This is a genomic window from Stenotrophomonas rhizophila (assembly GCF_001704155.1).
GTDB classification, from domain to species: domain Bacteria; phylum Pseudomonadota; class Gammaproteobacteria; order Xanthomonadales; family Xanthomonadaceae; genus Stenotrophomonas; species Stenotrophomonas rhizophila_A.
In genome coordinates, this window is the sequence record NZ_CP016294.1 from 3,647,249 (window position 1) to 3,667,460 (window position 20,212).

Genomic DNA, 20,212 nt, shown 5'->3' on the forward strand with positions numbered 1-20,212 from the left:
GCAAACCGCACGCCGTCGCTGGCGCACCAACGATTGATGAGGAGAGACATCATGAACCACCGCAAGAGCCTGCTTTCGGCAGCCATTTTCAGCTGTATCGCCTTCGGCGCCCATGCGCAGGAAGCACAGCCCACCGCCACCGACCTGGACACCGTGGTCGTCACCGGTATTCGCGGTTCGATGGAGAAATCCCTCGACACCAAGCGTGATGCCAATGCGCGCCTGGAAGTGGTCACCGCCGAAGACGTCGGCAAGCTGCCGGCGCACAACGTGGCCGACACCCTGCAGCGCCTGCCCGGCGTGAACATCAGCTCGGCCAGCGCCGACGAAGGCGGCTTCGACGAAGCCGACCGCGTCAGCCTGCGCGGCACCAGCCCCAGCCTCACCCAGACCCTGATCGACGGCCACAGCGTCGGCTCGGCCGACTGGTTCGTGCTCAGCCAGGGCAACAACGTCGGCCGCAGCGTGAGCTACTCGCTGCTGCCGTCGGAACTGGTCAGCTCGGTGGAAGTGAACAAGTCCTCGCAGGCCAAGCTGCAGGACGGCGGCACCACTGGTACGGTCAACATCATCACCCGCAAGCCGCTGCAGTTCTCCAAGCAGCTCAGTGCCGAAGCCTCGCTGGGCGTGGTGCGTTCGGACCAGGCCGATTCCAACGACCCGCAGTTCTCGGGCCTGTTCAACTACAAGAACGCCGACAGCACCTTCGGCGTGATGGTGCAGGGCTTCTACCAGAAGCGCGAGCTGCGCCGCGAAGCGCAGGAAATCCCGGGCGGCTTCTTCAAGATCAAGGCCACCGACCCGGTGGCGGCGACCAACCCGGACCTGGTCGGCGTGAACGTGCCGGGCCTGCTGGGTTCGACCCTGTTCGAGCAGACCCGTGAGCGCAAGGGCGGCCTGGTCACCCTGCAGTGGAAGCCGATCGACGACCTGACCCTCGGCCTGAGCGGCTTCACCTCCGAACTTGAAGCGAACAACTACAACCGCAACTACATGATGTGGGGCGGCAACTTCGCCGCGTCGCAGGCGCCGAACCCGGGCTACACGATCAAGGACGGCGTACTCACCAATGCCACCTACGCGGGCGTGCCGGGCACCAACTACGCCGTGTACGACATGATCTACCGTGAGGCGACGGCCAAGACCAGCTACGTCACCTTCGATGCCGACTGGCAGATCAACGACAACCTCGGCGCCAAGTTCCAGGCCGGCACCACCAAGGGCACCGGCGAGACCCCGCGCCAGTTCATTGCCGAAGTGACCCTGGGCCAGGGCGGCGGCGCCAGCTGGGCCACCCATGGTGCAGGTTCGCCGGTGGATTGGAACGTGGGCGGCGATACCAGCCCGGGCGGCGTCAGCAGCTTCGGCACCTGGGGCAACCAGCAGGTCAAGGCGGAAGACAAGGAAGACTGGGCGTCGCTGGACTTCAACCAGTACTTCGGCGATGGCGGTGCACTGAGCTCGATCGACTTCGGCCTGCGCTTCGCCGACCACGAGCGTGAAGCGCTGTCGCCGGAAGGCGCCAGCCCGGGCGACATCTGGTCGGCCCTGCAGGGCAGCGCCACCGGCCAGTACCCGAGCAACTTCGCCAGCGGCATCGGCGGCACCTTCCCGCGCGACATCTGGTACTACACCCCGGACGCGCTGAAGACCGCCATCCTCAACAACTCCACTTGGCTGTCCAACAACGATGGCCCGACCGGCCGCCACAACTACGGCGCCGAGTGGAAGGTGAAGGAAAAGAACTTCGCCGGCTACGTGCAGGCCAACTTCACCGGTGACTGGTGGAGCGGCAACGTCGGCCTGCGTTACGTGGACATCAAGCAGGACATCGACACCTACCTGGCAGTCAGCGATGCGGCCCGTGCCGACGTGAGCAGCCTGTTCGGCATGTGGCAGCGCCAGGCGTTCCAGAACAAGCACAGCCGCGTGCTGCCGAGCGCCAACATCAAGTTCGACCTGGACGACAACCTGGTGCTGCGCGTGGCCGCGTCGCAGACCCAGACCCTGCCGGACTACTCCGCGCTGGGTGCGTCTGCATGGGGTTCGGACCTGAACAAGACCGGCGGTGGCGGCAACCCGGAACTGAAGCCGACCATCGGCAGCAACCTGGACGCCAACCTGGAGTGGTACTTCATGCCGCGCGGCCTGCTGTCGGTTGGTGCGTACCACATCGACCTGAAGGACTACGTCGCCTTCGACGTGGTCAACCGCCAGCTCTTCAGCGAACTGACCAACCAGCTTGAAACCTACGCGGTCTCCACCCCGATCAATGCCGACGGCAAGGTCACCGGCGTGGAAGTGGCCTACGAACAGCCGATCGGCGAGAACTTCGGCATCAACGCCAACTACACCTACGCCAACGGCAGCTCGGCGCACACCTGGGCCGACGGCAGCCACAACCTGCTGGGCACCTCGAAGAACACCTACAACGTGGGCGCCTTCTTCGAGAATGAAACCTTCGGCGCACGCGTCAGCTACACCCGCCGTTCCTCGTTCCTGATCAGCCTGTCCGGTGCCAACCCGTACTACCAGGATGATTTCGGCACGCTGTCGGCCTCGCTGAGCTACGCACCCACCAAGTGGATGAGCATCACCCTGGATGGCCTGAACCTCAACAACCCGACCTACAAGTACTACCAGAGCGCGTCCATTCCGACCTCGTTCTACTCCAACGGTCGCCAGTACTACCTGAACTTCCGCTTCAAGTACTAATGTGGCATTGGTGTGCCGGCCAACGGCCGGCGCTACCCGGTGGGCCGTTCCGGCCCACTGAAAACGGGCCCGGAACCGGGCCCGTTTTTTTTAACCCGCACCAAAGGAATGACCCGATGCACACCCGCACCCGTCGTACCTCGCTGTCGCTGCTGCCCCTGGCCCTGGCGCTCTCGCTGGCCCCACTGGCACATGCCACCGATGCCCAGGCCCCCGATGGCCCGCGCGCCCTGCCCGGCTCGTTGCCGCTGATTCCCGCCCCCGCCCGGCTGCAACGCCTTGAGGGCGCGGGCTACACCGTCACCTCCACGACCGCGCTGCGCGCGCAGGGCGCGGGCGCCCAGCGCGTGGCTGGCCTGTTCGCGACCCAGCTGCAGCACAGCGGTGGTCCGGCACTGGTCGTGGCCACCGCACGCGGCAATGACGGTATCCGCTTCGTGCTCGACGCCACCCTGAAGACCGGTGCGGAGGGTTACCAGCTGCGCAGCGATGCGCGCGGCGTGACCGTGCTGGCCGCTACCGAAGCGGGCCTTTTCTATGGCGCGGCCACCCTGTCGCAGCTGCTCACGGGCGGCAGCGACGGTGTCGTGCCGGCACTGAAGATCGACGATGCGCCGCGTTTCAGCTGGCGCGGGCTGATGCTCGATTCGGCGCGCCACTTCCAGAGCCTGGACGAGATCAAGCGCGTGCTCGACGCGATGGCCGAACAGAAGCTCAATACGTTCCACTGGCATCTCACCGATGACCAGGGCTGGCGCATGGAAATCAAGCGCTACCCGAAGCTGACCGGCGTGGGCAGCTGCCGTATTCCGGCCGGCGATGGTGGGCGCGACCCGGCCACCGGTGCGCCGCGCCCGTATTGCGGCTTCTATACCCAGGACCAGATCCGTGAAGTGATCGCCTACGCCGCCGCGCGGCATATCCAGGTGATCCCGGAGATCGACGTGCCCGGCCACGCCACCGCCGCCATCGCCGCGTACCCCGAGCTGGGCACGATCGATACGCCGTTGCAGCCACTCAGCGAATGGGGCGTGTTCCCGAACCTGTTCAACACCGAAGAAAGCACCTTCGAGTTCCTGGAGAACGTGCTGGAGGAAGTCATCCAGCTGTTCCCCGCCAAGTACGTCCACGTAGGCGGCGACGAAGCCGTCAAGGACCAGTGGGAGGCCAGCCCGCGCGTGCAGGAACGCATGCGCGAGGTGGGCGCCGGCACCGAAAACGAGATGCAGGCGCACCTGATCAAGCGGCTGGAGAAGTTCCTCGAACAGCACGACCGCCGCCTGATCGGCTGGGATGAAATCCTCGAAGGCGGGCTGCCGCCGGAAGCCACGGTGATGTCCTGGCGCGGTACCGAGGGCGGCCTGAAAGCCGCCAGCGAAGGCCACGACGTGGTGATGTCGCCCGTCACCGACATGTACATGGATTACCTGCAGACCAACTCGGAAAACGAGCCGCCGGGCCGCCCGCTGACCACCCCGCTGGGCCGCGTGTACGGGTTCGAGCCGGTGCCCGACAGCCTGGCCCGCGACAAGCAGCAGCACATCCTGGGCCTGCAGGCCAACATGTTCACCGAGCACACCCGCAGTGTCGCGCGCCTGCACCACAACGTGTTCCCGCGCCTGGCCGCAGTCGCCGAAACCGGCTGGTCGCCGCGTGAGCGCCGCGACTTCGCCGACTTCCTGGCGCGCCTGCCGTCGCAGCTGCAGCGCTGGCAGGCGATGGGCATCGCGTATGCGCAGACCCCGTTCGAAGTGGAAGCGGATGTGAGCGACGACCGCAAGGCGGGCACCGCGACGTTGGCACTGCGCAACCCGCTCAACTACGAGATCCGCTACAGCGTGGACGGTAGCCCGGTGACCGCGGCGTCGCCGCGCTACACCACGCCGCTGACCCAGCCGCTGCCGGTGGGGGTCCAGGCCGCCACGTTCTTCGACGGGCAGGCGCTGGCCAAGGCGGCCAGCCGCTTCGACGTCACCGCGCAGTCGTTGCTGAGCCGTACTGACGAGCACCTGGCGATGTGCCCGGGCGAAGGCAAGCTGCTGTTGCGGCTGGAAGACGACGGCCCGGCCGACGGCGCGCGCGCCATCTTCAACGTGAACATCTTCAACCCTTGCTGGTTGTGGGAAGGCGCGGACATGGATGGCATTGCGAAGCTGCGGGTGCGTGCCGGGCAGATTCCGTATTACTTCCAGCTGGCCCACGACGAGCCGCAGCGGCGCTTCGTGCCGGCGCGCAGCGCGCATGGTGAGATGGACATCCTCAACGCGCAGTGCGATGGCAAGCCGTTGGCCAGCGTGCCGCTGCCGGCCACCCCGGGTGCGGATGGATTCATCACGCTGGAAGCAGCGCTGCCGCGTTCGCTGAAGGGCCATCAAGACCTGTGCGTGCGCTTCACCGGCGACACCCGCCCCACGATGTGGGTACTGGACACGCTGGAGCTGGTACCGCGTTGATGAAGTAGCGGTGCCGGCCCATGGCCGGCACCCGTGTTGCCTGAATGAGGTAGGGTCGGTTCCCAAACGACCGCCGATAACGTTTCCGAACCGGTAACGCATTGCAATCAACGGCAACGGCTTCTGCTTCGTTGCAGGTCATGCGTTACCGGGCGTTGATACGTTCACTGCGGTCGTTCGGGAACCGACCCTACCCGGCTAGCCCTTCATGCGTAAAAGCAGATCGCGCAGCGGCGTGAATACCGTTGCCATGCCGACCACCACGCCGACGCTGTTGGCCAGCGCATCCATCGGGTCGGCCATGCGGTCGGTGGTCAGCGCGCCCTGCAGGAATTCAATGCCCACGCCCAGCAGCACCAGCCCGGCGCCGGCCCACAGCAGTGCCGTGCGCGTGCGGTAGATCTGCACCGCCGCCGAGGCCAGCAGGAAGTACGCAAGGAAGTGCTCGACCTTGTCGCTGTTCTGCGGCAATGCCAGCGGCGGTGGCGGGATCAGGCAGACCACGATCGTGACCGCGATTGCCAACCACCACAGCCCCAGCCACGCGCGCGGGAAGCGCAGCGGCTTCAACATCCCGGTCGCAGTCATTTCAGAGCCGCCAGGTCAGGTCGCCAAGCAGGAACGCCGGATCGAAGTCCACGTCGCGCTGGAAGCCCATCACCTGGAAGCGCTCGCCCATCTCGCTGGGCAGGGTGAGTTTCTTGACCTGGTCACGCAGGCGCAGCTTGCCGATCTCGTCGGCACGTTCCTCGGCCAATGCCAGCAACCCATCCAGGCCGTTGCCGAGCAGGAAACTGGACTGGGTGCAGTAGCCGGCCAGCTCGAAGCCGGCATGGGTGCCGGCTTCGGCCAGCGCGGTGAAATCCACCGACGCGGTCAGGTCCTGCAGGCCCGGCCAGAGAAACACGTCGTTGTGCACATGGTGACGGTAGAAGGCGCGCACGGTGCCGTCATCGCGGTCATCGCGGTAGTACTCGTTGCGCGGGTAGCCGTAATCCACGAACAGCATCGCGCCGCGCTTCAGCCCGCCAGCGACCGCCTGGATCCAGTACGGCAGGTGCGGCAGCAGTTCGGAACGGTAGCCATCAGCGAAGGGCTTTTCACGGTAGCGTTCCAGATGGCGCACGGCCGAGGTGAGCATGGCATCGGCCGGTTGCGCGCCGCGCATGAAGCGCCCGTCGGCATCCAGTTCCACGGTCTCTTCATAGACCATGCCGTCGCGCGCCAGGAAGCGCGGGGTCGGCAGCGCATCGATGACTTCATTGGCGAACACCATGCCGTCCCAGTCGTCGTCGAACGGGCCGTCCAGCCATTCCACCAGGGCGAACAGCGGCGGCACCAGCGCCTTCTCCAGGCGCTCGCGCTGGCGCTCGCGCAGGTCCGCGCTGGGTTCCAGGATCGCATAGCGCTCCGGCAGCGCATCCAGCTCCAGCATGCGCTTGAGCAGGATCTCGGCGAACGCACCGCTGCCGCCGCCCAGTTCCAGGAAGCGCGCCTGCGGCCCCAGCTGCTGCATGACCGGGGCCACTGCGTTGGCCACGGTGGCGGTGAACAGCGGGCCCAGTTCCGGAGAAGTGGTGAAATCCCCCGCCGCACCGAACTTGCTGGCACCGGCGCTGTAATAGCCCCAGCCAGGTGCATACAGGCTCAGTTCCATGAACCGGGCAAATGGCATGGCACCGCCATTGGCGAGGATTTCCGCGCGCAGGGCAGCGGCCAGTTCGTCGCTGTGGGCCAGGGCGTCGGCATCGGGCGTGGGCAGGGAGGTATGCATGGTGCAGGCGATTGCGGTGACAATGCACAGCATAGCCGAGCAGGAAGGAGCCCCGATGACCGCCACCACACCCGTCGTGCTGATCACCGGCAGCGCGCGCCGGATCGGCGCCGCCATCGCCCGCCAGTTCCATTCCTGTGGCTGGTCGGTGGTGCTGCACGCACACACCTCCACCGCCGAGCTGCAGCAGATGGCCTTCGACCTGGACATGCTGCGCCCGGGCAGTGTGCTGGCCCTGCAGGCCGACCTGCGCGACGCCGATGCCCTGCCCGACCTGGTCGAACAGACCGTGGCCCAGTTCGGGCGGCTGGATGCGCTGGTCAACAACGCTTCCAATTTCTACCCCACCCTGCTCGGCCAGATCACCGCCGACCAGTGGGACGACCTGTTCGCGGTGAACGCCCGCGCGCCGCTGCTGCTGGCCCAGGCCGCCGCGCCGCAGCTGCGCCGCCACCAGGGCTGCATCGTCAACCTTACCGACCTGCACGGCACCCAGCCAATGCGTGACCACCCGGTCTACGCCGCCGCCAAGGCCGCGCTGGAAATGATCACCCGTTCGCTGGCGCTGGAACTGGCGCCGAAAGTCCGGGTCAACGCCGTGGCGCCGGGCGCGATCCTGTGGCCCGAACAGGGCAAGGACGATTTCGCCCAGCAGGCGCTGCTGGCACGCACCCCGCTGGGCCGCACCGGGACGGTGGAGGAGATCGCCGAGGCCGTCTACTGGCTGGTCAACGACGCCCCGTTCGTGACCGGTCACACGTTGCGGGTGGACGGCGGCCGGATGTTGACGTAATGCGCGCCGTTGGTCGATTGATCCCGATCCCAATGGGCCCCTAACGGTTCGTAGCCCCGGCCGTTGGCCGGAAACCGCGCGCAGCGCGGCCCAAGCGCCCGGAGCCGGTCACCCGATGGTTATGGCAAACACCCCGGCGTGTACACGTTCCGAAGCCCCGCCTTTGGCGACACCCGCCATTTGACGCTGTCACCCCAGTTCAACGACCTCGAACGCGTCGTCATGTTGCCGATGCGCCCGCCACAACGTGGCCAGGTCCAGGCCGCTGACCGGGTCGATGAAGTCCGGCGCGATATCGGCCAGCGGCTTGAGCACGAACGCGTGCTTCAGCTCCGGCCGCGGAATCCGGAGGTGCCCCGGGCCTTCCACGATCAGGTCCCCGTAGAACACCACGTCGATGTCCAGCGTACGGTCGCTGAAACGCGGCCCGCTGCGGTCACGCCCATGGGCGTCTTCCACGGCATGCAGCCACCGGTCGAGGTCCGCCAGTGGCTCCTCGGTCTCGATTGCCACCGCGTTGTTGAGGAAGGCCGGGCCATCGAAGCCCACGGCGGCGGTGCGGTAGGCCGGGGACACCCGGATATCGCCGAAACGCCCGCGCAGCGCGGCCACCGCAGCGTGAAGATGCTGCTGCGGTTGCAGGTTGCTGCCCAGGCTCAGGAGCACAGTGGTCATGGTATTCAGCGTACGTGGGGCGAATCCACACGGGGCCAACAGGGGCTCCGCATAGAATCGGGGTGCACATCATAGGACACCGACATGACCTATTGCGTCGGCATCGAGGTGGACGAGGGCCTTGTCTTCGCCGCCGATACCCGTACCAACGCGTCGCTGGACGACGTACGCGTGCACCGCAAGCTGCACGAATTCGAGTTTCCGGGCGAAGCGGTCTTCGTCATCATGGCCGCCGGCAACCTGGCCACCACCCAGCTGCTGATCTCGCGGCTGCACCGCGACGTGGAGGAACAGCGGCCGGAAAACCTGCGCGCCTACCGGCACCTGTTCGAGGTGGCCGAGTACGTGGGCCGGGTGCTGGTGGACAGCCAGGTCAAATGCAGCAATCCCGAACACGGCCATGACGGGGTCAACACCCAGGCGACCCTGATCCTGGGCGGCCAGGTCGGCGGTGAACACCCCGGGATGTACATGATCTACCCGCTGGGCAACGCGATTGCCGCCTCGCCGGAAACGCCGTTCCTGCAGATCGGCGAATCCAAGTACGGCAAGCCGATCCTGGACCGCATCATCCGCCCGCAGACCCGGCTGGACGATGCCGCGCGCACGGCAATCGTGTCGCTGGATTCGACCATCCGTTCCAACCTTTCCGTGGGCCTGCCGGTCGACCTGGTACTGCTGCGCGCTGGCGACCTGCGCATCAGCCACCGCATGCGCCTGGCCGGCGACAGCCCGCTGTACGCGGAGATCCATGGCAACTGGTCGCGGCGGCTGGAACACGCCGTGGCCAGCCTGCCCAGTTTCCCGTGGGAAGATGCGTAGATACCGACCGTTGGTCGGTATTCCCCAGCGTCACGACCAACGGTCGTGACCTACCGTGTGGGCGCCAGCGCCTCGGCCACCGAGCGGAACACCTGCTGCATTTCCAGCGGTTTGCGCAGCACGTGCACCTCCACGCCCTCGGGGAAGGCGTCCAGCGGCACCGGAACCTCGGCGTCTTCCAGCACCAGCGCCGGGCCGCGGTAGCCCAAGGTGGCCATCTCATCGAGCAGGTGGCTGGCTGAAAGCAGCTTTGCCCCGGCATCGGCGATCACCAGCGCCGGCATCGCCTCCTGCTGCATCCAGCGCAGCGCAGCGCCGCCATCAGAGGCCAGCTGCAGGTGATACCCCTGGCTGGACAAGGCATTGCCCAGCAGCGACAGCCGGGTGGCTTCGCCATCGACCACCAGGATCGACTGCCCCGCACCCGCCGCTACCGGCTGTGCCTGTGGGGCCGCATCGACAGGCGCCTGGCGCATCGGCAGCCGCAGTTCGAACCGGCTGCCCACGCCCGGCGTGCTTTCCACCCGGATGCTGCCCTGGGCGCCTTCGATGATGCGCTTGCAGGAGATCAGGCCCAGCCCCGTGCCGTTGACCTTGGTGGTGAAGAACGGGTTGAACAGGTGCGCCAGCACCTCGGCGCTCATGCCCACGCCCTCGTCGGTCACCGAGATGTGCAGCCAGTCCTGGCCATGCGCATCCGGGGCGGCCGCCGCGCGCAGGGACAAGCGCCCGCCATTGGGCATGGCCTGGATCGCGTTGAGCGCCAGGTTCAACAGCACCTGCTGCAGCTCGGTGTAGTTGGCATCCACCGCCAGGGCCGGGTCGTCCACGTCCAGATGCAGGCTCACCTGCGCCGGCAAGGTACTGCGCAGCAGCAGTTCCATCGCCTCGAACAGGTGGGCGATCTGGATCCGCTCGCTCGGGGTGCGCGAGCCGCGCACGAACGACAGCATGGATTCGGCCATTTCATGCCCGCGCCGCCCACATTCGGCGATCACGTCGGCCAGGTGGTGCAGCTGCGGATCATCGGTGCGGGCCTTGAGCAGCTCCGGCATGATCAGCAGCGGCTGCAGGATGTTGCGCAGGTCGTGGCTGAGCCCGGCGGCCAGCAGCGACAGGCTTTCCAGTCGCTGCGCGCGCATCAGCTCGGCTTCCACCCGCTGGCGGTCGATGGTGCCGCGCGCCTCGCGCACGGCCCGCGCCACCGCCGACGGCAGCCGCGCCGGCTGGTGCTTGATGATGTAGTCATTGGCGCCCTGGTGCAGGGCGGCCACGGCGTTCTCTTCGCCAATCGTGCCCGACACGAAGATGAAGGGCACGTCCGGATGCCAGCCGCGCACGATCTCCAGCGCCTGGTTGCCGGAAAACCCGGGCATGGCCAGGTCGGACAGCACGATGTCCGGCGCGAAGCGCAGCAGCGCATCGCGCAGTTCGGCGGCGGTCTCGACCCGTTCGAAGCTGGCCTCCAGCCCCGCGTCGAGCATCTGCCCGCACATCAGCTCGGCATCTTCGGGCGAATCCTCCACCAGCAGGATGCGCAAGTGTCCCAGCGAGGGGCCGGTGAGCGGCATGGGTTATTCGACCTCCGGGGCCTGGTTGATGAGCGCCCAGAACTTGCCGAGCGTCTGCACCGCACCGAAAAACTGGTCCACGTCCACCGGCTTGACCACGTAGGCATTGACGCCCAGGTCCCAGCTGCGGGCCAGGTCGCTCTCTTCGCGCGAGGACGACAGGATCACCACCGGCAGGCGCTTGAGCTCCTCCGCATTGCGGATCTGGCGCAACACTTCCAGCCCGTCCATGCGCGGCATCTTGATATCCAGCAGCAGCACCGCGGGCAGGCCTTCCTCGCGGTGTGCGAAGGCGCCGCGGCGCAGCAGGTAGTCCATCGCTTCCACGCCGTCTTCGACGTGCACGATGGGGTTGGCCAGGCGCGCTTCCTTCAGCGCGTCGATGGCCATTTCGGCGTCGGCGGGGCTGTCCTCGGCAAGCAGGATGGTACGGAGAACGGTCATGCGGCAGGGCCCTTGTTGAGTGCGTCGAGAGAGGGAGGCAGCAGGAAATGGAAGGTGGCGCCCTGGTCCAGCGCCGCTTCGGCCCAGATCCGGCCACCATGGCGGGTGAGTACGCGGCGCACGCTGGCCAGTCCGATGCCGGTGCCGGGGTACTCGCTGGCCTTATGCAGGCGCTGGAATACGCCGAACAGCTTGCCGGCATACGCCATATCGAAGCCGGCACCGTTGTCGCGCACGCTGAACAGATGGCTGCCATCGGGCTGCCGCGCGTAGTCCACCTCGATCCGCGCCGGGTGCGCGTTGGCCGAATACTTCACCGCGTTGCCCAGCAGGTTCAACCAGAGCTGCCGCATCATGTTGTCGTCGGACACGAGGATCGGCAGCGGCGCGATCTTCCATTCGATGCGCCGCGCCACGCCGGTGGCTTCGCTATCGCTCAGCACATTGGCATCGAGCAGTGCGCGGGTATCGGCCACCAGCGACTGCATGTCCACCGCCTGCAGGCGCATCGCCGCCCGGCCGAGGCGCGAGTACACCAGCAGGTCATCGATCAGCGTCGCCATCCGCCGCGCCGAGCCGGCGATGACGTCAAGGTAATGCCGCGATCTCTCGTCTACGCTTTCGCCCAGGTGGCGCGCCAGCTTGTCCGAGAAGCCGGCCACGTGACGCAGCGGCGCGCGCAGGTCGTGCGACACCGAGTAGCTGAAGGCCTCCAGTTCGCGGTTGACCTCCGACACCTGCTCCACCTTGCCCTCCAACTGGCGGTTCAGTTCTTCCACGCGCTGCTGCACTGCGCGCTGCACGGTGACATCGGTGATCGTCATCAGCACTACTTCGTCATCGCGGTCCGGCAACGGCATGCGGCGGGCGTTGATCAGCATGGTGCGCACCTGGTCGTCGTCGGTGCGCTGTTCGTGTTCGAAATCCCACAGTTCGCGGCCGCGCAGCAGCACGTCCATCAACCGCTGGCGCACGGCCGGGTCGCTCCAGGCGCCCCCGCCGACGCTGTCGAGCGCACGGCCGTCGGTGGTCCCGTCGTCGTCCAGGCCATACAACTCGGCGAACGCCGGGTTGTGCAGCTGGACCCTGAGTTCACGGTCAAGCAGCACGATAGGCTCGCGCACGGTGTGCAGCACGGAGGCGGCGCGCGCCGAAGCGCGCCGGCTGGCACGCTCTGCACGGGCGCGGTGCAGCATCTGCCGGTGCAGCAGCCACAGCACCAGCCCGAGCAGCAGCAGCTGCACCACCAGTGCGGTCCATGACACCAGTTCGCCCTGCCGCTGCTGCTGGGCGAACTGGGCCGAGCGTTCGCGCAGCAGCGCCTCCTCGCGGTTCTGCAGTTCCTCGATGAGGCCGCGGATCGGGTAGCGCGTGGTGAGATCCTGGACCAGCCGTCGCTGGTCGTCTTCCGGCCCCGCGCTGGCCAGGTCGCGGGCCACTTCCATGCGCCGCTCCAGCAACGACTGGATGCGGCCGATGCGCACCAGCTGCTCGGGGTTGTCGCGGGTCAGTTCGGTCAGTCGCGCCAGCCGCTGCGGGATGAAGCGCGCCTGGCCCAGCCGCTCGCGCAGGCCGGGGGCATCGATGCCCCGCGACATGGTCAATGCAGCGGACTCCACGTCGCGCACATCGGCCTGCAACTGGTACACCGCCACGCCGACGTCCTGCGTGTGGGCCACCCAGCGCATCGCGTCGAGGTTCTCCCCGGAAAGTTTGCGCAGCGTCAGCCATGGCACCACGATGATGGCGACAGCCGCCAGCCCGAGGGCCGGCAACCGCCAGCGATCCCAGAGTTCATCACTGAAAACCAGTGCCATAGCCCCTCGTCAGCCTGCATGTTCCCCTTTCCCCGCACGGTGCGCCCCCGTCCAGGAGGTGCGCCGAGAGGGGCGACGTCCTGAATATACTCCACACCAACGTGAATACGCGGGAGGACCGGACAGGGAAGCCGCGCAAAAAAAAAGGCGCGCCCGAAGGCGCGCCCCGTGTTCATGACAGCAGCGGATCAGCGCTTGGCAGCGGCCGATGCAACCGTCAGCGCGCTGGCATCCACCTTGGTGACGCCCTTGACGGCCTTGGCCTTGGCAATGGCCTTGTCGTGCTCGGCCTTGGAATCCACGGTACCCGACAGCGAAACCACGCCGTTGACCGTCTCGACCTTCACTTCGGTGCCGGACACATTCTTGGTGGTGAGCAGCTCGCTCTTCACCTTGGTGGTGATCCAGGTATCGGAGGCCGGCTCGGACGACTCATGCGTATCGGCGTGGGTCATGGCAGTCTTGTCGGTGGTCTTCGGCGGATCCTTGGCCATTGCCGCCGAGGTGCCCAGCAGCATGCCGAAAGCGAGCGAAGCAGCAAGCAGATTACGGGTAGTGTTGGTCATGTGCGGTGTCTCCCTGGTTAGTGGGTCCAGTGTCGGCTGCGATGCGTGGACAGCACGTCGCTGCAAGATCACGTTGCCGTGAACCGGTCAGGTTCAATCCCAACAGTTCAGGTTTCCGCACTGCATCATTTGCAACTATTCTTATCCAAGGCAACACGGCAGGTACGCACATGGCGACGATCGCACAAGTGGGATTGATCGGATACGGGCTGGCTGGAAGCGTTTTCCATGCGCCGCTGATCCAACACACGCCGGGCCTGGCACTGCACAGCATCGTCAGTTCGCAGCGCGAGCGGCTGCTGCGCAGCTTCACCGATGTGCACATCCACGCGGATGTGGCGCCTCTGCTGGCCGACCCGGCGGTGGACGCGGTGGTGATCGCCACGCCCAATGAACAGCACGCACCGCTCGCGCTGGCGGCATTGCGCGCCGGCAAGCATGTGCTGGTCGACAAACCCTTCGCGTTGAGCACGGCCGAAGCGGTGGCGGTGGTGGATGCCGCGCGCGACGCGGAGCGCGTGGTGTGCGTGTTCCAGAACCGACGCTGCGATGCCGACTTCCTCAGCCTGCGCAGTGTGCTGGCGTCCGGTACGCTGGGCCGCGTTGCCGAGTGCCATTCGCACTTTGACCGCTTCCGCCCGCAGGTGCGCGATCGCTGGCGCGAGAGCGATGCCCCCGGCAGCGGATTGTGGATGGACCTGGGCCCGCACCTGCTGGACCAGATGCTGCAGCTGTTCGGCCGGCCCGAAGCGATCAGTGCCGACATCACCGCGCAGCGCGACGGCGCGCGCAGTGATGATTATTTCCATGCAGTGCTGCATTACCCCGCGATGCGCGCGATCGTGCACGCCGGTTCACTGGTGGCCGCATCGGCGCCACGGTTTGCCGTGCACGGCAGCGCCGGCAGCTACCTGAAGGAAGGCCTGGATGTGCAGGAAGACCAGCTGCGCCAGGGCATCGCCCCCGGCGCGCCGGGCTGGGGTCTGGATCCGCAGCATGGGCTGCTGGTGCAGGTGGATGCCGAAGGAAAGGTACATCGGCAGACCGTGGACAATGCTGTCGGCGACTATCGCCGGTTCTACGCCGCGTTCCGCGATGCGATGCTCGGCGAGGGCGAAGCGCCAGTCAGTACTGAAGAAGCACTGCAACTGATGCGGCTGCTGGAAGCAGGCCGCGAAAGCGCCGGCAGCGGCCGGCGCGTGGATCTTCGGTAAGGTTATTCCTTGACCATCGCGTGGCCACCGAACTGGTTGCGCAGTGCGGAGAGCATGCGGTCGCTGAAGGAATTCTTTTCGCGTGAGCGCAGCCGCTCCAGCAGCGACAGGGTGATCACCGGGGCGGAGACGTCCAGGTCGATCGCTTCAGCCACCGTCCAGCGGCCTTCGCCGGAATCGGGCACGAACGGCGCGATGCCGTCCAGCTGCGGGTTACGGGCCAAGGCGTCGGCGCTCAGGTCCAGCAGCCAGGACCGCACTACGCTGCCGTGCTGCCAGGCCGCCGCGACCTGGCCCAGGTCGAGGGTGAATTCGGTCTTGCGCTGCATCAGCGCGAAGCCTTCGGCATAGGCCTGCATCATTCCGTACTCGATGCCGTTGTGGACCATCTTGCAGAAGTGCCCGGCCCCGCTTGGCCCCGCGTGGACCCAGCCGCGATCCTCGGCCGGGGCCAGGGTGCGGAAGATCGCCCCGACGCGCTCGACGGCCGCCGCATCGCCACCGATCATCAGGCTGTAGCCTTCCTGCAGGCCCCACACCCCGCCGCTGGTGCCGCAGTCGAGGTAAGTCACGTCTTCTTCCAGCAGCTGCGTGGCGCGGCGCATCGAATCCTTGTAGTACGAGTTGCCGCCGTCGATCACCACGTCACCTTCGGACAGGTGCGGCGACAGCGCGGCCAGGGTCTGGTCGACCACCTCGCCGGCGGGCACCATCAGCCAGACCACGCGCGGCACCGACAGCTTCGCCAGCGCCTCGGCCGCCGTTGCACTCACGTCGAAGCCGCGCGCGGCGGCACTGGCTCGGGCCGCTTCACCCGGGTCCACGCCGATCACGCGGTGGCCGCCGCGGTGCAGCCGCTCGGCCATGTTGGCGCCCATGCGCCCCAGTCCAATCATTGCAATTTCCATGTCTCACCTTTGCTCGGTTTACGAATGGGTCGACGCTGCCGCGCACTGCTGGAGCTGCGACTGGATCCAGCGGTGGTACAGCGTGGTGTGCAGGTTGTGCAGGCCCAGCTCGAACGCGAATGGCGTGCGCGGATTGCGGTCGAGCAGGCGTGCGATGTGATAGCCCACCGGACGTATACCGCGTGGGTGCACATAAATCACGAACTCCCGATAGAACGGATCGTCCAGCAGCGCGTCCAGTTCAGCCAGCAGCGGCTGCTGGCCGGCCGGCAGTGCCGCGCGCAGGGCCGGGTCGCGCTCGAACAGCAGGCGCTCGAAGCGGCGCAGCCCGGGGCCGGGCATGCGGCTGGCCAGCTCCCAGATGCGGCGGTTGATGCGGTCGTAGTGGGCGAAGCCGCCGTGCTCGCGCAGCGCCTCGGCTGCGCCTGCGCCGACGTCGACGATCACGAAGTTCTCGGCCTGGTTGTTGATGTCGTCCAGGTACACCGGATCGAACACATGTTCAATGAAGCCCGGGGCGCCCACGAACGCCTGGCGGCCGCGCTGCGAGGTCCGCACGGCCTTGCCATCGGCAAAGAACTCGCCGGCGTGATGGCCGAGCAGAATGCTGTCGGTGTCGTGCAGGGTCAGGAAGGTGCCGATCGACAGTTCGCCCGGGGTGAACGCCGCATCGAACGCGGCATCGCCATACAGCTCGCGCTGGGTGGCCAGCTGCGCCACCTGCCGGCCCACCCCGCATTCACTGCGCACCCGGCTGTCATAGAACGCCTGCACGGCCGCGCTGTTGGATCCGTGCGGCTGGTAACCGCGACCGAAGCTGCGAAAGCCCTGCCAGCCCTGCGCCCGGGCACCGCCGGGGCCGAAGCCGATCCAGCCCAGCTGCAGCGCCGAGAACCGGTAACCGGGGTTGTCCTGCAGGCGCGTGGCGGCGCGGCGGGTAGCCTTGCCCAGCTCGAAGGCGTAGGCGCACACGGTCGCCGGATCGTCCAGCAGCGTCTGGAGGAAGCGCTCGCGCTGCGGGGCGGTCCAGGCACGGGGCAGCTGCACGCGCAGATCGCCGGCAGCCTGCGCCTGGGGCAGGTCGGCCCGTTCGCAGACGGGGCCACCATGCACGCGCGGCGTGGCAATGTCGGCGTCCTGGAGCTGCCAGCCGAGTCGTTCGATCAGCCGTTGCACGCAGGCGCCCGGGTCCGTGCGAGCTTCCGCCGCCAGAACCAGGCCCATCACCGCGGTCAGCAGAACGCCCGCTGCGCGCAGCCTGCGCGAGGGATGACGGCCCTTGCCCGGCATGCTTCGCGCCCGCTCAGTGCGCGTCGTCTGGCGTATCGCTGGCGGGAACCGGGGGTGGCGCCGGCGTCGGCGTGGCAGGCGCTGCGGGGACCGATGCAGGAACCGGAGACTGCGCAGGCTCGGGAACCGGCGTCACCGGCGGCGCCGGGGCCGGCGCGGCTGCCGGCTCCGGGGTGCTGGCCTTGGCCGCCGGCAGGTACTGCTGCAGGCGGGTGAAGAAGCGGCGGTAGAAGTCGCCGTCCTGCACGGTGCTGCTGGCCACCTTCACCAGCGAATCGTCGTTGCTGCCGAACGGCAGCGACACCGAGCCCAGCGCGCCCACGCCCACACTGGCCGAGGTGGGGCTCTTCTTCAGCGCATAGCGGTCCTGCACGGCACTGACGAACACCAGTGCTTCGTCGCCCCGCGCGGCGCAGGAAATGCGCAGCACCAGCTGCTCGTGCGAGTCCTCGGTCGGCTGGAAGTTCTTGTTCGCTTCCACCGCGTCGGCGTCGGCACGGGCGATCGCATAGCCTTGGCTGAGCAGGGTACGTCGCGCGGCTTCGCAGGCCTGCGCCGGCGTGCCGGGAACGGTACGCGAGTAGGTGTCGCCCGAATCGAAGGATTCGCGCAGCAGCGTGCTGTCGGCGGCCTTGCCGCCGCAGGCGGACAGGCCAAGGGCCAGCAGGCCGGCCGGGAGTGCATGGGACAGCCGCATGGGCGCTCCTGCAGGAGGATGATTGCGCAAGCATAGGCCCGGCGGCGTATGCATGGGGTCTAAAAGCAAAGGGCCGGCGTTTCCGCCGGCCCCTCGTTTTCACTTGATTCACCCGATCAATCGGCCCAGCGGCCTGCGGCGGTCGACTGCGGCAGCACCTGCGCCGACAACGGGCGGTCTTCGGCCAGCAGGTTCACCGCGTCGGCCAGGATCGCGGCGGACTCGCGCAGTAGCGGGTCCGGGCGCTTCTCGGCGGCCTTCTCGCGCGCAGCATCCTTGACGATGTCGCGCTCGTTGCCGGTCAGGCCATCATCGTTGCTGTCATCGGCCAGCGGGTCCAGGTCCAGACCCAGTTCCTTGCGGGTGGCCTGGCGCTGCTTGCGCTGGGTTTCCTGGCGCTCACGCTCGGTGCGGCGCTCGGCCTCGTTGAGCGAGATGTACTTCTTGGCCGCTTCGGTGCGGAACTGCTCCACGTCCTCGTTCCACCACTGGAATTCCTTGTCGGAGGCAATGCGCGAGGCATGCAGGGTTTCCAGCTTGGGCAGCAGCGGGCCGAAGTTGCCGTACTGGGTGTGCGGCACGGCGGCGATGCGGGTCCACGGCAGCGCGTTGTCGTAAGTGCTTTCGCCGTACTCGCTGGCATCCACGCTGGCCGGGAAGGCCAGGTCCGGCACCACGCCCTTGTGCTGGGTGCTGCTCCCGCTGACGCGGAAGAACTGCGCGATGGTCAGCTTGACCTGGCCGAAGCGCTGGGCTTCGCCACTGGGCCAACGGTCCAGGTCCACGATGTTCTGCACCGTGCCCTTGCCGAAGGTGGTTTCACCAATGACCAGCCCACGGCCGTAATCCTGGATGGCACCGGCGAAAATTTCCGAGGCCGAGGCCGAACCGCGGTTGATCAGCACGGCCAGCGGGCCGTCCCACGCCACCGCTTCGCTGCGGTCGTTGTTGACCGTGACGCGGCCACCGGATTCACGCACCTGCACCACCGGGCCCTGTTCGATGAACAGGCCGGTGAGCTCGATGGCTTCATCCAGCGAACCGCCACCGTTGTTGCGCAGGTCCAGCACCACGCCATCGAGCTTGTCGTTCTTGAAGCCGGCCAGCAGCTTGGCCACATCGCGCGTGGCCGAGGCGTAATCGGTCGCGTTGCGGCGGCGGCCTTCGAAGTCCTGGTAGAACGTGGGCAGCTTGATCACGCCCACCTTGCGCGCCGGCGCCCCATCCTTGGCCGGGATGGTCAGCGTTTCACCCTTTGCGGCCTGCTCGGCCAGGCGCACCTTCTGCCGGGTCAGCACCAGCATGTGCGGCTTGCCGTCCACGCCCTCTTCGGCCGGAATGAATTCCAGCCGCACCTGGGTGTCCTTCTTGCCGCGGATCTTGGCCACCACGTCGTCAATGCGCCAGCCGATCACATCCTCGACCGGACCGGACTTGCCCTGGCCCACGCCTACGATGCGGTCACCCGGCTTGAGCGTGCCGTTCACCGACGCCGGCCCACCGGCGATGATCTCGCGGATCACCACCATGTCGTCCTGGCGCTGCAGCTGCGCGCCGATGCCTTCCAGCGACAGCGACATGGCCTGGTTGAAGTTCTCGGCCGTGCGTGGGGTGAAGTAATCGGTGTGCGGATCAACGGCGCTGGTATAGGAATTGAGGAAGAACTGGAACACGTCCTCGCCCTTCAGCTCATTGACCGACTTCTCCAGCTGCGCATAGCGCTTGTCCAGCGTCTTGCGGATGTCGGCCGGCTGCTTGCCGGCCAGCTTCAGGCGCAGCCAGTCATTCTTCACCGACTTGCGCCACAGGTCATCGAGTTCGGCGCTGCTGGCCGCCCACGGCACGTCCTTGCGGTCGTACTCGAAGCGCTCATCGCTGCTGAAATCGAAATCCTGCTTGAGCAGCTTGCGCGCGTAACCCACGCGCTCGCCAACCCGCTGCTTGTAGACCGCAAACACCTGGAACGCCGGCTCCAGCTCGCCGCCGCGGATGGCCGACGAAATATTCGATTCGAACGGGGCGAACTTCGTGATGTCCGCCTGGGTGAAGAACTGCTTGCTGCCGTCGAGCGATTCCAGGTAACGCTTGAACACGTCCTTGGAGGTCGCCGCATCCAGCGCGCGCGGCCGGTATGCATAGCGGCTGTCCGACAGCAGCCCGTACACCAGCTTGGAGGTCGTCACCTGGTCGGCCGTGGCCGCCGACGGCAGGGCCGGCGAATCGGCATAGGCAGCCAGCGCCAGCGGCGCGGTCAGCGCCAGGGCCATCAGGAATGCGGGGGCTTTGAATTTCATCGACTTGCTCATGGCACCTTGCCAACGGGGAGACTGCGTGCGGATCAGACCACACGACAGTGCCGAAAGTTGCGGGGTTTGTCATCCACCGCGTCAGAACGCGGATTTCCAGCCTAAACGCGGGGCTGTATCAAATTGTGAATGACGCGGAATTGCTGCGGGGAATGGGGTTTACGGGC

General features: G+C 67.0%; 16 protein-coding genes. 5 read left to right on the top strand and 11 right to left on the bottom strand.

Translation table 11 applies throughout. The annotated features are described in order from the left end of the window. Positions 1-51 precede the first annotated feature (51 nt). Together BAY15_RS16235 and BAY15_RS16240 are read left to right on the top strand one after the other, a co-directional pair. Positions 52-2,715, top strand: a complete 2,664-nt coding sequence (locus BAY15_RS16235; protein ID WP_068854026.1) for a TonB-dependent receptor — start codon at positions 52-54, stop codon at positions 2,713-2,715. Between the two features lie 116 nt (positions 2,716-2,831). After that, entirely contained in the window at positions 2,832-5,168 is a 2,337-nt protein-coding gene (locus tag BAY15_RS16240) for a family 20 glycosylhydrolase (protein ID WP_068854027.1), read from the top strand. Between the two features lie 198 nt (positions 5,169-5,366). Here the strand turns inward: BAY15_RS16240 and BAY15_RS16245 are convergent, their stop codons facing one another. Both BAY15_RS16245 and BAY15_RS16250 read right to left on the bottom strand, forming a co-directional pair. Further along, the gene (locus tag BAY15_RS16245) at positions 5,367-5,756 is read right to left on the bottom strand and encodes a hypothetical protein (protein ID WP_068854028.1); all 390 of its coding nucleotides are present in this window, start codon (positions 5,754-5,756) and stop codon (positions 5,367-5,369) included. Between the two features lies 1 nt (position 5,757). Further along, positions 5,758-6,942: a class I SAM-dependent methyltransferase gene (locus tag BAY15_RS16250; RefSeq protein WP_068854809.1), complete on the bottom strand. Its 1,185-nt coding sequence runs from the start codon at positions 6,940-6,942 to the stop codon at positions 5,758-5,760. Between the two features lie 55 nt (positions 6,943-6,997). Between BAY15_RS16250 and BAY15_RS16255 the strand changes: the two genes are divergently transcribed. After that, positions 6,998-7,735 (top strand): pteridine reductase, encoded by a 738-nt coding sequence (locus BAY15_RS16255; protein ID WP_068854029.1) that lies wholly within the window; start codon positions 6,998-7,000, stop codon positions 7,733-7,735. A 189-nt stretch (positions 7,736-7,924) separates the two neighbouring features. Here BAY15_RS16255 and folK read toward each other — a convergent pair whose 3' ends face one another. Beyond that, complete coding sequence (gene folK, locus BAY15_RS16260) at positions 7,925-8,410, bottom strand: 2-amino-4-hydroxy-6-hydroxymethyldihydropteridine diphosphokinase (RefSeq protein ID WP_068854030.1); 486 nt, start codon at positions 8,408-8,410, stop codon at positions 7,925-7,927. An 84-nt stretch (positions 8,411-8,494) separates the two neighbouring features. Between folK and BAY15_RS16265 the strand changes: the two genes are divergently transcribed. Continuing rightward, positions 8,495-9,232, top strand: coding sequence for a 20S proteasome subunit A/B (locus BAY15_RS16265; protein ID WP_068854031.1), 738 nt, complete (start codon positions 8,495-8,497; stop codon positions 9,230-9,232). A gap of 50 nt (positions 9,233-9,282) precedes the next feature. Here the strand turns inward: BAY15_RS16265 and BAY15_RS16270 are convergent, their stop codons facing one another. From BAY15_RS16270 to BAY15_RS16285, 4 genes are all read right to left on the bottom strand, one after another. Next, the gene (locus BAY15_RS16270) at positions 9,283-10,803 is read right to left on the bottom strand and encodes an ATP-binding response regulator (protein ID WP_068854032.1); all 1,521 of its coding nucleotides are present in this window, start codon (positions 10,801-10,803) and stop codon (positions 9,283-9,285) included. Positions 10,804-10,806: 3 nt separating this feature from the next. After that, positions 10,807-11,247 (bottom strand): response regulator, encoded by a 441-nt coding sequence (locus BAY15_RS16275; protein WP_068854033.1) that lies wholly within the window; start codon positions 11,245-11,247, stop codon positions 10,807-10,809. Continuing rightward, complete coding sequence (locus BAY15_RS16280; protein WP_068854034.1) at positions 11,244-13,064, bottom strand: sensor histidine kinase; 1,821 nt, start codon at positions 13,062-13,064, stop codon at positions 11,244-11,246. Before BAY15_RS16280 ends, BAY15_RS16275 begins: the two co-directional genes overlap by 4 nt. Positions 13,065-13,252: 188 nt before the next feature. After that, a complete protein-coding gene (locus tag BAY15_RS16285) occupies positions 13,253-13,630 on the bottom strand; it encodes a BON domain-containing protein (RefSeq protein WP_068854035.1) in 378 nt (125 codons plus the stop codon). A 170-nt stretch (positions 13,631-13,800) separates the two neighbouring features. Between BAY15_RS16285 and BAY15_RS16290 the strand changes: the two genes are divergently transcribed. Next, positions 13,801-14,844, top strand: coding sequence for an oxidoreductase (locus BAY15_RS16290; RefSeq protein ID WP_068854036.1), 1,044 nt, complete (start codon positions 13,801-13,803; stop codon positions 14,842-14,844). A 2-nt stretch (positions 14,845-14,846) separates the two neighbouring features. Here BAY15_RS16290 and gnd read toward each other — a convergent pair whose 3' ends face one another. From gnd to BAY15_RS16310, 4 genes are all read right to left on the bottom strand, one after another. Beyond that, complete coding sequence (gene gnd / locus BAY15_RS16295; protein WP_068854037.1) at positions 14,847-15,752, bottom strand: phosphogluconate dehydrogenase (NAD(+)-dependent, decarboxylating); 906 nt, start codon at positions 15,750-15,752, stop codon at positions 14,847-14,849. 18 nt (positions 15,753-15,770) lie between these two features. Then, on the bottom strand, positions 15,771-17,042 hold the full coding sequence (locus BAY15_RS16300; RefSeq protein WP_237334280.1) for a hypothetical protein: 1,272 nt from the start codon (positions 17,040-17,042) through the stop codon (positions 15,771-15,773). A gap of 13 nt (positions 17,043-17,055) precedes the next feature. Beyond that, on the bottom strand, positions 17,056-17,739 hold the full coding sequence (locus BAY15_RS16305) for a DUF2242 domain-containing protein (RefSeq protein ID WP_068854038.1): 684 nt from the start codon (positions 17,737-17,739) through the stop codon (positions 17,056-17,058). Between the two features lie 116 nt (positions 17,740-17,855). Next, positions 17,856-20,033, bottom strand: coding sequence for a carboxy terminal-processing peptidase (locus tag BAY15_RS16310; RefSeq protein WP_068854813.1), 2,178 nt, complete (start codon positions 20,031-20,033; stop codon positions 17,856-17,858). Between the last annotated feature and the right edge of the window lie 179 nt (positions 20,034-20,212).

Coding starts and splice junctions, on each gene's coding strand:
- BAY15_RS16235 (WP_068854026.1), top strand. CDS start 52: ATGAACCACCGCAAGAGCCTGCTTTCGGCAGCCATTTTCAGCTGTATC.
- BAY15_RS16240 (WP_068854027.1), top strand. CDS start 2,832: ATGCACACCCGCACCCGTCGTACCTCGCTGTCGCTGCTGCCCCTGGCC.
- BAY15_RS16245 (WP_068854028.1), bottom strand. CDS start 5,756: ATGACTGCGACCGGGATGTTGAAGCCGCTGCGCTTCCCGCGCGCGTGG.
- BAY15_RS16250 (WP_068854809.1), bottom strand. CDS start 6,942: ATGCATACCTCCCTGCCCACGCCCGATGCCGACGCCCTGGCCCACAGC.
- BAY15_RS16255 (WP_068854029.1), top strand. CDS start 6,998: ATGACCGCCACCACACCCGTCGTGCTGATCACCGGCAGCGCGCGCCGG.
- folK (WP_068854030.1), bottom strand. CDS start 8,410: ATGACCACTGTGCTCCTGAGCCTGGGCAGCAACCTGCAACCGCAGCAG.
- BAY15_RS16265 (WP_068854031.1), top strand. CDS start 8,495: ATGACCTATTGCGTCGGCATCGAGGTGGACGAGGGCCTTGTCTTCGCC.
- BAY15_RS16270 (WP_068854032.1), bottom strand. CDS start 10,803: ATGCCGCTCACCGGCCCCTCGCTGGGACACTTGCGCATCCTGCTGGTG.
- BAY15_RS16275 (WP_068854033.1), bottom strand. CDS start 11,247: ATGACCGTTCTCCGTACCATCCTGCTTGCCGAGGACAGCCCCGCCGAC.
- BAY15_RS16280 (WP_068854034.1), bottom strand. CDS start 13,064: ATGGCACTGGTTTTCAGTGATGAACTCTGGGATCGCTGGCGGTTGCCG.
- BAY15_RS16285 (WP_068854035.1), bottom strand. CDS start 13,630: ATGACCAACACTACCCGTAATCTGCTTGCTGCTTCGCTCGCTTTCGGC.
- BAY15_RS16290 (WP_068854036.1), top strand. CDS start 13,801: ATGGCGACGATCGCACAAGTGGGATTGATCGGATACGGGCTGGCTGGA.
- gnd (WP_068854037.1), bottom strand. CDS start 15,752: ATGGAAATTGCAATGATTGGACTGGGGCGCATGGGCGCCAACATGGCC.
- BAY15_RS16300 (WP_237334280.1), bottom strand. CDS start 17,042: ATGCCGGGCAAGGGCCGTCATCCCTCGCGCAGGCTGCGCGCAGCGGGC.
- BAY15_RS16305 (WP_068854038.1), bottom strand. CDS start 17,739: ATGCGGCTGTCCCATGCACTCCCGGCCGGCCTGCTGGCCCTTGGCCTG.
- BAY15_RS16310 (WP_068854813.1), bottom strand. CDS start 20,033: ATGAAATTCAAAGCCCCCGCATTCCTGATGGCCCTGGCGCTGACCGCG.